Raw genomic sequence first — 13,019 nt, 5'->3', positions numbered from 1 at the left:
CGTGCGGAGGCCCTTTTTTTTATCGGCTTAGTGTAGGTGTGTCTGGTAGGGAAAGAATCAGTCCAGGTGGTTGCGCTGCAGTTGCTGAAGCCGGTCGCGGCTGCGCTTGAGCCGCATCTTGACGGCGCTCACCGAAAGCTGATACTGATCGCTGAGCGCCTGAATCGAAACGCCCTGTTCGTATTTGAGCCGCAACAGGTGTATCTCGTCGTCGGGCAGCGTGTGCAGGATGGCGAAACGCTGCTGCAGCAGCGTTTCGGCGCCCGGCAGCTCATCGTCGTAGGCCTGGCTGGCCACCGCTTCCTGCGTCTGTTCGTCAGACAGCGAATCGGTAGGCAGGCGATCGCTGCGTCGCATCTGGTCGAGGCAGTAATGATAGGCCACTGAGTAAAGCCAGGTTGAAAAGGCCGACTGGCTCCGGAAGTTGTGCAGCTTGTTGTAGACGCGCAGAAAAATGTCCTGGGTATAGTCCTGGGCCGTAACCGGGTCGTGGGTCATCGACACACAGGTACGATACACTTTCCTGACATAGCGCTGGTAAAGCTGGCTGAAGCTATCCGACGACTGGGTAATCTGAAAACGGTCGACCAGGTCCTGGTCGGCGGGGCGTGGCATCTTCATGGGTTGGGTTGGGTAAGCTGATCAATTGTGCAAAGCTGTTTTTTTGTCACCGATCGCACTTAACTCGTTTTCACCAATTTGTTGCTCATTTTCGGCAAATAGCGCAGAATGCCCCTCCAGGCGAATCTGCACACCCGCGCCCGTACCACGCCGGCCCCGGTAGCTCCCTGTCAGCCGGGGCGTCGGGTAACTGCGCCGTTGCCCGACAGCAGGGTGGAAGGCAGTACACCATAGACCGCCTGGAAAGCCCGGGTGAAATAAGACAGGCTCTCGAACCCCACCGCGTAGGCAATTTCCGACACCGTTCCGTCGCCCCGCCGGAGCCGGTCGGCCGCCTGCCGAAGCCGCACATGCCGGATAAATTCAACGGCGGTCTGTCCCGTCAGGGCTTTCAGCTTACGTACGAGCTGACTCTGGCTCATGCCCATCTGCAGGCAGAACGTGTCGACACCGAACTGGCTTTGGCTTAGGTTGTCGAGCACCACCTGCCGGGCTTTCTCCAGAAAAATGGCTTCGGGTTTCAGGGCTACAGGGGCCGTGATGGGGTCGCCCACGGGGGGACGGTTGCTGAAGTAAGCCTGCAGCCGGGCCTGTTTCTGCAGCAGATTGCGCAGGCGGACCTGCACTTCGGCGCGGCTGAACGGTTTGGTCAGGTACGCATCGGCGCCCAGCTCGAATCCTTCAAGGCGGTCTTCGGTGCCGGCCCGGGCGGTTAGCATCATGACCGGAATATGACTGGTTACCGACTGAGTTTTCAGCTGCTGGCAAAACGCGAACCCATCGAGCCGGGGCATCATCAGATCGCAGATGATCAGATCAGGCAGATAGCGGGTAGCCAGTTCCAGCCCTTCCTGGCCGTCGGTCGCTTCCAGAATCCGGCAGGTGGGCGCCAGCAGAAGCCGCAGGTAAGCTCGAATATCAGCATTGTCGTCGATGATGAGCAGCAGCGTATCGGTACCTGCTCCGGCCTCTGCTGGCTCCGGCGTGGCTAAAGCGCCTGGCTCGTGGTCAGACAGGTGTGAACCGGCGGGGGACGGGGAGGTTGGTGCGTCGATGGGGTCGACCGGCAGGTGCATGGTAAAGGTGGTTCCCACGGCTTCGGTACTGGTCACACCAATGGTGCCGCCCAGTACCCCCACCAGTTCGCGGACCAGCGCCAGGCCAATGCCAGTACTGTCGTTCAGGCGGTTGACGGGCCCGTCGACCTGGTAAAATCGCTCGAAAATGTGCGGCAGATGAACCGCTGCAATGCCCGTGCCTGTGTCGGCAACGGTAAGGATCAGGCTGCGCGGGGTATCGGTGGGGGCTGGGTACGCAACCGTCAGACAAACCGTCTGGCTGGCGGTTGTAAACTTGATGGCGTTGGCCAGTAGGTTGGTCACGATTTTTTCCAGCTTGTCGTGATCGAACCGGGCCCAGTAACTGGCGCAGTTCTGCTCAATCGTCAGCGACACCTGACGACTGTCGGCCAGGGGGTAAAAGGCACTGCCGATCATCCGGAAAAAAGCGGCCAGGTCGCCCGGCTCCGGCACAGGCCTGAGCTGCCCGGCGTCGAGCTTGTTGAGGTCGAGCAACTGGTTGATCAGACTCAGCAGGCGGGTTGCATTTTGCTGAATGAGCGGAAAACGCGGGTCGGTGGCGTAGTCGCGAACGGCTTCTTCTGCCGGCCCCAGAATCAGGGTAAGTGGCGTACGGAATTCGTGGGAGATGTTAGCGAAAAAGCGGGTTTTAAGCGCATCGAGTTCGGCCAGCCGGCTGGCTTCCTGCTGTTCGAAAGCTACCTGCTGCTGCAGCAGTAGCCGCTGGGTCTGAAACCGGTAGAGCTGCCAGACAAGCCCTGCCAGCAGCAGGGCGTAGGCCAGGTATGCCCACCAGCTGCGGTACAGGGGCGGTTTGACCCGGATCGACAGCTGAACGGGCGGGCTCCAGATCTGGCCATCGGCCGATCCGACCAGATAAAATGTGTAGCGACCGTCGGGAAGATGGGCGTAGTTGGCAAACCGCTGGTTACCCGCATCGACCCAGTCTTTGTCGAGGCCAGCCAGCCGGTAGCGGTAACGGTTGCCGGCCGAGTTGGTGAAGTCCATCAGGCTGAAGTTGAGCGTTACCAGGTTCTGGTCGTGGCGCAGGTCGATGTGCCGGGTGTGGTCGATGGCCTGGGTCAGTACACCGTCGGGCTGCCCGATACCAATGGGCTCGTTGTTGATGCGCAAACCGATGATGCGGACCCGTGGGCGCGATCCTGAGTGCCCTGTCACGTGGGCCGGCCGGAAAGCCGTCAGCCCGTTGATGCCTCCGAACAGCAACTCGCCGGTGGCGGTTTTCAGCAGCGAGCCCGTATTGAATTCGTCGTCCTGCAGCCCATCGGATTTGGTGAATTGCCGAATCTGGAACGTGCGCGGATTGAGCTGGGCCAACCCCCGGTTGGTACTCATCCAGAGATAGTTTTGCCCGTCGGCCAGCAGTCCGTAAACGACCCGGTTGGGCAGGCCCTGCGCTTCGGTAACGTGCCTGAACAGCCCCGTCAGCCGGTCATACCGGTTCAGGCCGCCCCCTTTGGTACTCACCCAGAGGTAGCGCGTTGGCTGCACTGGGTCGTCGATCACGCCCGATACAAAATCATTGCTCAAACGCTGGTGACGGGTGGCACCGCTGCGAAAAACGGTGAAGGTGGGGTTGATCAGCGGATTGGTGATGCGTATGAGCCCCTGCTGGGTACCGGCCCAGAGAACACCGGCATGGTCGAAATAGAGCGCATAGGTTTCGATGGTGGCCCCGCCCGGCGGCAGCAAATGCCGGTACGAATACACCCGAAACGTTTCGGTGGCCGGATCAAAGCGCAGCAGCCGACCGTCGGTAGCGCCAATCCAGAGCTGGCCAGCTCGATCTTCAATGGTCTGGTTGCCCATGAACCCAAACGCCTGCCGGATGGGTAGCGCGTAGCGATGGAGCAGCTGCCAGTCGGGCGAAAACTGCAGCAGGTGCTCGGCATGCGTGATGAAGTTGACGTTGGACACCCAGAAATACCCCCGCTTATCCTGCATCATGTAACGCTGCCGGTGGTCGGGCGGGGGGAGGCTGCTGCTCAGAAAAGGGCGTAGCTGCCCGGTCGATGGGTCGATTGCCTGATAGGCCAGTTCGTGACGGACGTAGCGTCGGCCGCGCTGGTCTTCGAGCAGATAGCCCAGCGATTTGCCCGCTACCTGCAGCCGAAACTGCCGGACCCGCGGATTGAATCGGCGTAGCCCGTAGCCGCTCGTGCCAACCCAGATATTACCGCTACGGGCCCGCAGCAGATTCGTAACGCCGTAGACGTTGGGCGGCATGGTGGTCAGCGCGTTCGCGGGGGTCAGGCTGTCCCGCTGCATCAGCTCGTCGGGCGAGAGCAGCCACAGATAAGCATTGGTGACGACGGCTACCGTACGGGCATCCAGCGCAATCAGGTTGATGCTGCTGTCGGTCGTGTGCGGCAACCGGACAACGTGCTGCCCCCCGGGGCTGTGGGCAAGTATCCACTGCGGAGTGGCGGCAAACCACGTATCGGTGCGGGGGGCGGGCATCAGGGCAAAACTGGTGAAACGGGTTTTACCCGCCAGCAGCAGCGGCACGGCCCGCGTGGGCGTGCGCCAGTTGAAGGCGAAGAGGCCCGTGGGCGTTACGGCCACGCCCTGCCCGTTGGGCCGGAAGTCGATGGCGCGGGCGTAACCGTTGGCGTCCAGATGACGGGTGGTCATCGACTGCTGCTGCACCTGGCTGGTGAAGTCGGGTCGATTGGGGAACCCCGTTTTAATCGCTGTCGGGAGGGTCAGCCGAAACAGCCGCCCCTGGTTGGTGCCGGCCCAGATAGACCCGTCGGGATCTTCCCGCAGCACCTGAATCTCGTAGTTGCCGGCGTGGGGTGCGCCCTGATCGGCAATGTCGACATGGTAGAAGCGTTCGGTGCGCTCGTCATACAGGTTGAGGCCGTGGTTGAGCGTGCCAATCCAGAGCCGGCCCTGCCGGTCGAGCAGCAGCGCCGTGCAGCTGTTGTCCGACAGGCTGTAGGGGTTGTCAGGATCGTGGGTGAAAACCCGGAAGGTGTGTCCGTCGTAGCGGTTCAGCCCATCTTTGGTCGTAACCCAGATAAAGCCGCTTCGGTCCTGTTTCAGATCGAAAATCATACCCTGCGACAGCCCGTCCGAAATGGTCAGCGCCTGCCAGCCCGTTGCCTGAGCCAGCAATAGATAGGGCAGCAGAAGAAACAGGGCAACGAAGCGCATTGGCCGATCAGCTAAGTGCCCGATAAGGTAAAACAACGAATCGGCCCGTGCAAGCAGTTAACTAAGAGCCTGTTTCGGGCGGCAGGTTAGCATGACCAAACCCATGGGCAGGGCATCGTTTCAGCAACAAGCCCGATCGTCCGGACGGACAATCGGGCTTTTATTTAGTTTTCAGTTTGTGGTTTTCAGTTCGACACCCGCGTTGAGACGCGCGCTGTAAACCGTAAACCACAAACTCTAAACCGAGTACTCCTTATTTCCCGCCGGGGCGGGTGGGGCGCACCTCGACCTTGCTGGGCAGGGTACGGGCGGGCATGTTGATGAGGTCGACCACGATCTGGCCAATGTCTTCGGGCTGGATTTTCCAGGCGTCGGCATCGCTGACCTGGTGGTCGTTGAACTCGGTGGCTACCGAGCCGGGCATAATGGTCGATACCTTGATACCCTGGCTGCGCAGGTCGAGCATGATGGCCTGGGTATAGCCTACCAGCCCAAACTTACTGGCGTTGTAGGCCGAGGCTTTCTCGAAGAAGTTGGTGCCGGCGAGGCTGGCAATCGAAATGAAATACCCCTCCGATTGGATGAGCGCATCGAGCGTTGCCTTGGTGGTGTAGAATACGCCCGTCAGGTTGATGTCGATGGTTTCGCGCCATTGCTCGGGCGTCAGTTCCTGGATGGGGGCAAAGTGGCCCACACCGGCATTGGCAATCACGTAATCGAGCCGATCCCACCTGGCCAGCAGCGCATCGACGGCTTTTTGCTGCGACGCCATGTCGCGTACGTCGGCTTCGAGGCCCAGGGCGTAACCCGGTTTGATGGCGTTGAGGCTGGCGGCTGCCTGATCGGCACTGGCCTGCGACCGGCTGGTGATGGCCACCCGGATGCCCTGGTTAATCAGCGCTTCGGCCACCCCGTAGCCAATGCCCTTCGAACCACCCGTAACAAGGGCGGTTTTGATCGTGTCTGCCATAGTTGTAATCAATCGAACTGGTTGAATAAATACTCGTGTCGATAACCGCAGGCCCCGTCCGAAGGTTTCACCCAGACGGCCCCCGGTCGGGGCGCTGTTGACAAAACGCTGTATGAAGGCAATTGTGATCACGCAACCCGGCGATGCCGACGTGTTGCAGCTGCGCGACGTAGCGCGCCCCGAGCCGGGCCACCGGCAGGTGCTGATTCGGGTAGTAGCCGCCGGTCTGAACCGCAGCGACATCATGCTGCGGAAGGGGGGGGCCTACGGGGGCGATCCGTCGGGCGAGATTCCGGGCCTCGAAGTGGCCGGCTACGTGGCCGCCTGCGGGCCGGGTGCCAATCGCTGGCAAACGGGCACGGCCGTGTGTGCGCTGCTGTCTGGCGGGGGCTATGCCGAGTATGTGGTGGTCGATGAGCGGCACTGCCTGCCGGTGCCGGCGGGTATGCCCCTGACCGATGCAGCCGCCCTGCCCGAAACCGTACTCACAGTCTGGTCCAACGTATTTCAGCAGGCCCGGCTGGCGCAGGGCGAGCATTTTCTGGTACACGGGGGCAGCAGCGGCATCGGCATCACGGCCATTCAGCTGGCCGTGGCGTTTGGGGCCAGGGCCTTCGCCACGGTGGGCAGCGCGGCAAAAAAAGCGGTGTGCGAGACGCTGGGTGCCAAGGTGGTCGTTAACTATAAAACAGACGATTTCGAAGCGGTCTTACAACCCTTTGGCGTCGATGTGATTCTGGATATGGTGGGGGGAAGCTATACGCCCAAAAACCTCCGCCTGCTCCGACCCGACGGACGGCTCAATTTTATCAATGCCATGGATGGGCCAACGAGCGAACTCGATATCCGGCTGGTGATGCAGAAACGGCTGGTGATATCGGGCAGCATGCTCAAACCCCGTTCGGCCGATGCCAAAGCCGCCCTGGTGGCCGACGTAACCGACCGGGTGTGGCCGCTACTGGCAACGGGACAGCTCAAAGCCCTGGTGCACGAGGTGTTTCCACTGGCCGAAGCCGCCGACGGACAGCGGCTTATGGAACGCAGTGACCATATTGGTAAGATCGTGCTGCGGGTCGGGGACGAACAGGCTGGGTAGGGCACTGGCTGCCCTCCCGACATTGGCTACCCTAACTCCCCGACTGATGCCCGCTTCGCTGCTGATTGGCCTGAAAAATAACCTCGACTACACCCGGCATGTGTATGCACACACGCGTCGGCTCTACCCGACGCTTGAGATCGTGCTGGTGAGCTACAACAGTATCGATGGTACGCACGCCTGGCTCGATGAACTGGCCGATCCGTACGTTCGCTATTATTACGACACCACCGACCGCACCCTGTCGGATACCTACAACAAAGCCATCGAACTGGCCACGGGCGAATACGTGATTTTTGCCCACAACGACATGGTGCTGGCGCCAGGCTTTATCGAAGCACTGGCGGTGCTGCAGGCCCCCGATCGGGTGGTCTGCTACACCACGGTGGAGCCGCCCGTGTTTGCCGATGACCCGCGGCCGGGCAAAATTGTCCGCGATTTCGGGACCGATCCAGAAACGTTTCAGGGTGAGGCCTTCATGGCTTTTGCGCGGGGGCAGCAGCGGCAGCAGGAACTGACCGGGCAGCACGTGGCCGATCGGGCTCAGCCTTCGTTTTTTCTGTGTGCCGCCCGCGCACTGCTGCTGGAACTGGGCGGCCTCGACCCGCTCTTTGCGCCCATGTTCTGCGAAGACGATGATCTGCTGCTGCGATTGCGGCTGCACGGCCTTACCACGGTGGTGTCGCTGGATGCGATCTGCTACCATTTCGTGAGCAAGACGTCGCGCTTCTCGGCCGAATACCGCGCCCTTACCCGGCAGATCGAAGCCCAATCGAACCGGAATTTCGTGCGAAAGTGGGGGTTTCGGCCCAACGGACCCGTGCAGCAGACCTACGATATCGGGCTGGTAGTGCCCGGGGCCGATCAGGCGGTGTTGCACCGGCTGGAGCCCTGGTGCCGCACGCTCTACACCGATGCCGACACGGAGGCTTACCGGCAGGCCGAGCAGCCCGCCACGGCTATCGACCTGCGGACCCGGCTCAAGCCGCTCCACGCGCCCAGAACCAACGGGGTGCTCGTAACGGGCCCGGCCCGGCGCCTGCAGCGGCTAACCGACGAACAGCTGGCTACCCTGCCGGCGGTGCTGCACAGCCGCATCAGCCAGCCCCGGTCGGGGCTGAGTCAACTGCTGGCGCGGCTGTTTCCGACTTTTCGGTGGCAGGGGCTCCGCATTCGGATTGCCAACCCGGCCACTACCGAAATGAACCTTATTCGTAAACCCCTGACTCTATGATGCGCTGGATACGCCGGCTGAAAATTCGCCTGACCTACGCCGTTACGGTGTGCCATGAGGCCGATGAACTGGCGCAGCTGCTGCCGCTCTTACTGGCTCAGAAAGACAGCCGGGATGAGGTTGTTGTGCTACAGGATACCACCACACCCAGCCCCGCCGTCGATGCCGTGCTGGCCACCTACGCGTCGCAGGTGCGGGTGGGGCGGGCGCAGCTCAACGGCGACTTCGCCACCTTTAAAAACACCCTGCTCACGCTGGCCACGGGCAACTACCTGTTTCAGATCGATGCCGACGAGCAGCCCGGCTCCACGCTGGTGCAGACCCTGAAAACCCAGCTGGCACGGCACCACCGGGCCGACTGTTTTGCCGTGCCCCGCGCCAATTACGTGGCCGGCCTGACGCCGGCCGATGTAAGCCGCTGGCAGTGGACCGTGGACGGGCAGGGCCGGATCAATTTTCCCGATTATCAGCTGCGGCTGTTCCGGCTGGGGCAGGGCATTGCCTGGAAAAACCGGGTGCACGAAGAACTGCACGGGTTCGGCCACTGCCACTACCTGCCCGCCGACAGCAACGCGCAGTGCCTGCTCCATCGCAAAACCATCGACCGGCAGCGCCGGCAAAACGATTATTACGACTCGCTCTGACCGCCGGCCCGTGCGGCAAGTCCCTGTATGCCTCTCCCGAAACTAGCTTTTATTGTGCAGCGATACGGCCTCGAGGTCAACGGTGGCGCCGAGTACCACTGCCGCATCCTGGCCGAACGCCTGACCGATCGCTACGACGTGACCGTGCTGACCACCTGCGCGCAGGACTACACCAGCTGGGCCAACGTGTATCCGCCCGGCCTCAGCGTACTCAACGGCGTAACGGTGCGCCGGTTTGCCACGCCCCACCCCCGCGATGAGGCCGGCATGGCCCGGTCGGCCCATAAGCTCGCGAAGTGGTCGCAGCCCGACGCGTGGCGGGGGCTCAGCCGGGTGCAGATGTGGGGCCGGGCGCTGGTGGGCAAATCCATCGGACGCTACAGCCGGCGGTGGGCGCGGCAGCAGGGGCCTTACGTACCCGGCCTGATCGATTACCTCCGGCGCGAACACCGGCAGTACGACGCGCTTATCTTTTTTACGTATCTCTACTACCCCACCATCGAAGGGCTGCGGGTGGCCCCCCGCAAGTCGATTCTGATTCCGACCGCCCACGACGAGCCGCCCATTTACCTGCCGGTGTTCAGCAAGCTGTTTGGCCGACCCCGCGCCATGCTGTACAACACCCGCGCCGAGCAGCAGTTTGTGCAGAGGCTGTTTCACAATGAGTCGGTCTACAGCGACATCGTGGGCGTAGGCGTCGATCCGCCCTGGCCTGCTACGTACCCGGCCCGATCGGTACCGCCCGGCACCGACTACCTGATTTACATCGGTCGCATCGACACGGCCAAGGGGTGCGCCACGCTGTTCGACTGGTTTCGGGCCTACAAGCAGCAACACCCATCGGCGCTGAAGCTGGTGCTGGTGGGGCAGGCGTTTATGCCCATACCAGCCGATCCCGATCTGGTAGCGGTAGGCTTTGTCGATGAAGGGGAGAAAACAACCTTGCTGCAGGGTGCCCGCGCCCTGGTGATGCCGTCGGCCTTCGAGAGTTTGTCGATGGTGGCGCTGGAGAGCTTTGCGGCCGGTATTCCGGTGGTAGCCAACGCCGACAGCGCGGTACTGCGCGACCACATCGACAGCAGCGGAGCGGGGTTTCTGTACAACAGTGCCGCCAGTTTCGCCGATGCCCTCGGGCAGCTCGCCACCGCCGACCGCAACAAGCTGGCCACCAACGCCCGCGCCTACGTAGCCACGCACTACACCTGGGATCGGGTGCTGGCGCGCATCGACCAGGCCGTAGCCGTCGTTACGGGTGCCTGAATGGGCTACTGCAGTACCTCGTGCATCTGGTTGAGCCGCCGGTACACCCCGTCGTCCTGACTGAGCAGTTCGTAGTGGGTGCCCCGTTCAATGATTTCGCCCCCTTCCATAATCAGAATTTCGTCGGCCTCGCGGATGGTGCTGAGCCGGTGCGCAATTACGAGTGTGGTACGGCCTTCCATCAGGTTGTCGAGAGCTTCCTGCACCGATTTTTCCGACTCCAGATCGAGCGCCGACGTGGCTTCGTCGAGAATCAGAATCGATGGCTTTTTAAACACCGCCCGGGCAATGCTCAGGCGCTGACGCTGTCCGCCACTGAGCCGGATACCCCGGTCGCCGATCACCGTGTTGTAGCCATCTTCAGTGTCCATAATATACTGGTGGGCGTTGGCAATTTTGGCCGCTTCGATCACCTCGTCGAGACTGGCGTCGGGCTTGCCGAGGGCGATGTTGTTGAAAATGGTGTCGTTGAACAGGATGATTTCCTGCGTAACGAAGCTCATCTGTGCCCGCAGCGACTCCATGGTAAAGTCCTGCACGTCGACCCCGTCGATGCTGACGCGGCCCTGGTCTGTTTCGTAGAAGCGGGGCAGCAGATCGGCAATGGTCGACTTGCCCACGCCCGAGGGGCCCACCAGGGCTACTTTTTTGCCTTTGCTGAGCGTGAAGCTGATGTTTTTCAGCACCGGTTTATCGCCGTAGCGGAAGCTGACATTGTCGAACACAATGGCGCGGCTGAAGGGCGGCATCGGGCGGGCATCGGGCTTATCCTGAATGTCGATGGGTTTGTCGAGCAGTTCGAGAATGCGTTCGCCGGCGGCCTGGCCCTGCTGAATGGTGGTCAGGGCCACCACGATGGCTTTGGCAGGCCGGATTACCTGCGAGAAAATGGCGATGAACGCAATAAACGAACTGGCCTGTAAGCCGCTCTGGCTGCTCAGTACCAGACTACCGCCGTAGACCAGAATACAGGCCACCACAAACACCCCCGATGCCTCGGAAAAGGCGGGGGCCAGCTCCCGGCGTTTAAAGCCTTCCAGACTGGCCTTGCGGTAAAAATCATTCTCGACACTAAACCGCTTTATAATGAAATCGGTGGCGTTGAACGCCCGCAAAATCCGCATGCCCATGAGCGTTTCATCCATCAGCGTCAGCATCCGGCCCATCGACGACTGCACATCCTGCGCTTCTTTCTTCAGCTTTTTGGTCACGGCCGCAATGCCCGTGGCCGAGATCGGAATAATGACGAGCGTAAAGAGCGTGAGTTTGGTGGAGATGGCGAACAGGGCAATGAAGTAGCCGATAAACATAAACGGCTCTTTGAACACCACCTCGACCGAACTGGCCGCCACCCCTTCGATGGCGTACACATCGCCGTTGAGCCGCGACAGCAGGTCGCCCTTGTGCTCTTTGGTAAAGTAGCCCAGGTGCAGGTGGTTGATTTTCTCGAACAGCGCTTCACGCAGGCGTTTCACCAGCAGCGTACGGGCACCCAGCAGACACCGCTGCGCCAGAAACCGGAACAGGTTGGTCATTACCACCGCCACCACAATCATACCCGCCAGAAAATACAGCGCGTAGACCGGGTTAGTGGTTTTGAAGTGGTAGATGAGGTGGTAGAAAATATCCTTGAAATAATCGGGGCGCAGGGCTGGCTCCGGAAATTGCGCGTAACGGGCCGAATCGGCCGTGCTGACCGGATTGAACAGGAAATTGAGCAGCGGAATAATCAACGCGAACTGAAACACGTTGAAAAACACGCCGATCAGAGTAAAAAAGAAAAATGGAACGATAAAGGGTCCGTATGGCCGGGCGTAGGCCATGAGCCGTCTGTATATTTTCATAGCATCTGTGGGCGCTGCGGGCCGCGCCTAGCCTGCCAGCGACTGGTAAACGTCGATGTATTTGCGGGCCGAATCGGCCCAGTTGAAGGTCGCACTGTAGGCTTTCATGGCATCGCCGAGCTGGTTGCCTGCTTTCTGATAACGCTGCATACCGGCCGTAAAGTCGTCGTGCATGTTGTCGAAATCGTGAAAATAAAAGGCGAGGTCTTTGCCAATCTCGGGCAGGGCGGTGTGGCGCGAAAGAAAAACGGGCTTGCCCAGCTGCATAGCCTCGACCACGGGCAGGCCAAAGCCTTCGGCCAGCGACGGCATCACAAAGGCTTCGCAGTTGTGGTAATACCACGATTTTTCGCCTTCCGAAATCTCATCGATCAAGTGCAGGCGATCGTCGACGGCCAGGTCCGACGCGTGCTGCCGCAGAAAATGCGCGTAGTCTTTATCGGCATGCCGGCCGGCCAGCACCAGCTCCAGCGATGGGTTCGACTGAAGCAGGGGCAGAATACGGTGCTGGTTTTTCATGCGGGATATCACGCCCACGTTGAACAGAAACGGTACCCGGGGACGGTAGGATTTGGGTTCCAGCACCGGCTTCTGCAACCCGTTGGTGCCGTTGTAGATCATGTACACGGGTTTGTTGCCCGTATCGCAGTGGGTCAGCACGTCGTTGCGGCTATACTCCGAAATGCAGACAATGGCATCACTGCGGTCGATGTTCTGTTGCACCTGCGCCAGGTAGCGGGCTTTTTTATGGGCCGGCTTGTCTTCGTTCAGGAAGTTCAGATCGTGGATGGTGAGCAGTACCCGGATGCGTTTGTTGCGCCGGGGAATGTAATCGGAGCTCTGGTAGGTACTGTGCCAGATATCGAAGCCGTTGAGTGAGGGCATCAGAAATTTCTGGAGCGAATGCTGGGGCAGCAGCGGGGCCGAGGCATCGAAGGCCGACCGGATGTGACACGGCCCAAACAAACTAAGTTCGCCAGTGACGGCTCGTTGCTGCAGGGCCCGGCCCAGGTTGAGGCAGTAATAGTACAGGCCCGTGTTAACGTACTTCATTCGTTCGCAGTCGAAAATAACGCGCGTCATACGTGATG

Annotated in this window: 9 protein-coding genes; 4 read left to right on the top strand and 5 right to left on the bottom strand. The window is 60.8% G+C overall.

What is annotated here, in order from left to right; all coding sequences use genetic code 11:
* Positions 1-57 precede the first annotated feature (57 nt).
* The 3 genes from ACYVAC_RS01505 to ACYVAC_RS01495 form a co-directional block, all read right to left on the bottom strand.
* Positions 58-621: an RNA polymerase sigma factor gene (locus ACYVAC_RS01505; RefSeq protein ID WP_461095777.1), complete on the bottom strand. Its 564-nt coding sequence runs from the start codon at positions 619-621 to the stop codon at positions 58-60.
* A gap of 170 nt (positions 622-791) precedes the next feature.
* Positions 792-4,880 (bottom strand): hybrid sensor histidine kinase/response regulator transcription factor, encoded by a 4,089-nt coding sequence (locus ACYVAC_RS01500; protein WP_461095776.1) that lies wholly within the window; start codon positions 4,878-4,880, stop codon positions 792-794.
* A gap of 253 nt (positions 4,881-5,133) precedes the next feature.
* Complete coding sequence (locus tag ACYVAC_RS01495) at positions 5,134-5,850, bottom strand: SDR family oxidoreductase (protein WP_461095775.1); 717 nt, start codon at positions 5,848-5,850, stop codon at positions 5,134-5,136.
* 112 nt (positions 5,851-5,962) lie between these two features.
* On the opposite strand from ACYVAC_RS01495, the gene ACYVAC_RS01490 reads away from it, so the two are divergent.
* Genes ACYVAC_RS01490 through ACYVAC_RS01475 form a run of 4 tightly spaced genes read left to right on the top strand, consistent with a single transcriptional unit; the run spans position 5,963 to position 10,084 of the window.
* The gene (locus tag ACYVAC_RS01490) at positions 5,963-6,946 is read left to right on the top strand and encodes an NAD(P)H-quinone oxidoreductase (RefSeq protein WP_461095774.1); all 984 of its coding nucleotides are present in this window, start codon (positions 5,963-5,965) and stop codon (positions 6,944-6,946) included.
* Positions 6,947-6,992: 46 nt separating this feature from the next.
* Positions 6,993-8,180: a glycosyltransferase family 2 protein gene (locus ACYVAC_RS01485; protein WP_461095773.1), complete on the top strand. Its 1,188-nt coding sequence runs from the start codon at positions 6,993-6,995 to the stop codon at positions 8,178-8,180.
* Positions 8,177-8,824 (top strand): glycosyltransferase, encoded by a 648-nt coding sequence (locus ACYVAC_RS01480; RefSeq protein ID WP_461095772.1) that lies wholly within the window; start codon positions 8,177-8,179, stop codon positions 8,822-8,824. The genes ACYVAC_RS01485 and ACYVAC_RS01480 overlap by 4 nt, the downstream gene beginning before the upstream one ends.
* Positions 8,825-8,851: 27 nt before the next feature.
* Positions 8,852-10,084 carry a glycosyltransferase family 4 protein gene (locus tag ACYVAC_RS01475; RefSeq protein WP_461095771.1) on the top strand — a complete coding sequence of 411 codons (1,233 nt, stop codon included), beginning with the start codon at positions 8,852-8,854 and terminating at the stop codon, positions 10,082-10,084.
* A 5-nt stretch (positions 10,085-10,089) separates the two neighbouring features.
* Here the strand turns inward: ACYVAC_RS01475 and ACYVAC_RS01470 are convergent, their stop codons facing one another.
* Both ACYVAC_RS01470 and ACYVAC_RS01465 read right to left on the bottom strand, forming a co-directional pair.
* Positions 10,090-11,928, bottom strand: coding sequence for an ABC transporter ATP-binding protein (locus ACYVAC_RS01470; RefSeq protein WP_461095770.1), 1,839 nt, complete (start codon positions 11,926-11,928; stop codon positions 10,090-10,092).
* Between the two features lie 27 nt (positions 11,929-11,955).
* Positions 11,956-12,981 (bottom strand): glycosyltransferase family 4 protein, encoded by a 1,026-nt coding sequence (locus ACYVAC_RS01465; RefSeq protein ID WP_461095769.1) that lies wholly within the window; start codon positions 12,979-12,981, stop codon positions 11,956-11,958.
* Positions 12,982-13,019 lie beyond the last annotated feature (38 nt).

The sequence above is a fragment of the Spirosoma luteolum genome (assembly GCF_054778875.1).
The sequence above is the reverse complement of the archived record's forward strand: the minus strand, read 5'-3'. Positions and strand labels throughout refer to the sequence as shown.

Excerpts from the sequence above, each read along its gene's own strand:
- ACYVAC_RS01475 (WP_461095771.1), top strand. The coding sequence starts at position 8,852 with ATGCCTCTCCCGAAACTAGCTTTTATTGTGCAGCGATACGGCCTCGAG.
- ACYVAC_RS01480 (WP_461095772.1), top strand. The coding sequence starts at position 8,177 with ATGATGCGCTGGATACGCCGGCTGAAAATTCGCCTGACCTACGCCGTT.
- ACYVAC_RS01495 (WP_461095775.1), bottom strand. The coding sequence starts at position 5,850 with ATGGCAGACACGATCAAAACCGCCCTTGTTACGGGTGGTTCGAAGGGC.
- ACYVAC_RS01465 (WP_461095769.1), bottom strand. The coding sequence starts at position 12,981 with ATGAAGTACGTTAACACGGGCCTGTACTATTACTGCCTCAACCTGGGC.
- ACYVAC_RS01500 (WP_461095776.1), bottom strand. The coding sequence starts at position 4,880 with ATGCGCTTCGTTGCCCTGTTTCTTCTGCTGCCCTATCTATTGCTGGCT.
- ACYVAC_RS01505 (WP_461095777.1), bottom strand. The coding sequence starts at position 621 with ATGAAGATGCCACGCCCCGCCGACCAGGACCTGGTCGACCGTTTTCAG.
- ACYVAC_RS01470 (WP_461095770.1), bottom strand. The coding sequence starts at position 11,928 with ATGAAAATATACAGACGGCTCATGGCCTACGCCCGGCCATACGGACCC.
- ACYVAC_RS01485 (WP_461095773.1), top strand. The coding sequence starts at position 6,993 with ATGCCCGCTTCGCTGCTGATTGGCCTGAAAAATAACCTCGACTACACC.
- ACYVAC_RS01490 (WP_461095774.1), top strand. The coding sequence starts at position 5,963 with ATGAAGGCAATTGTGATCACGCAACCCGGCGATGCCGACGTGTTGCAG.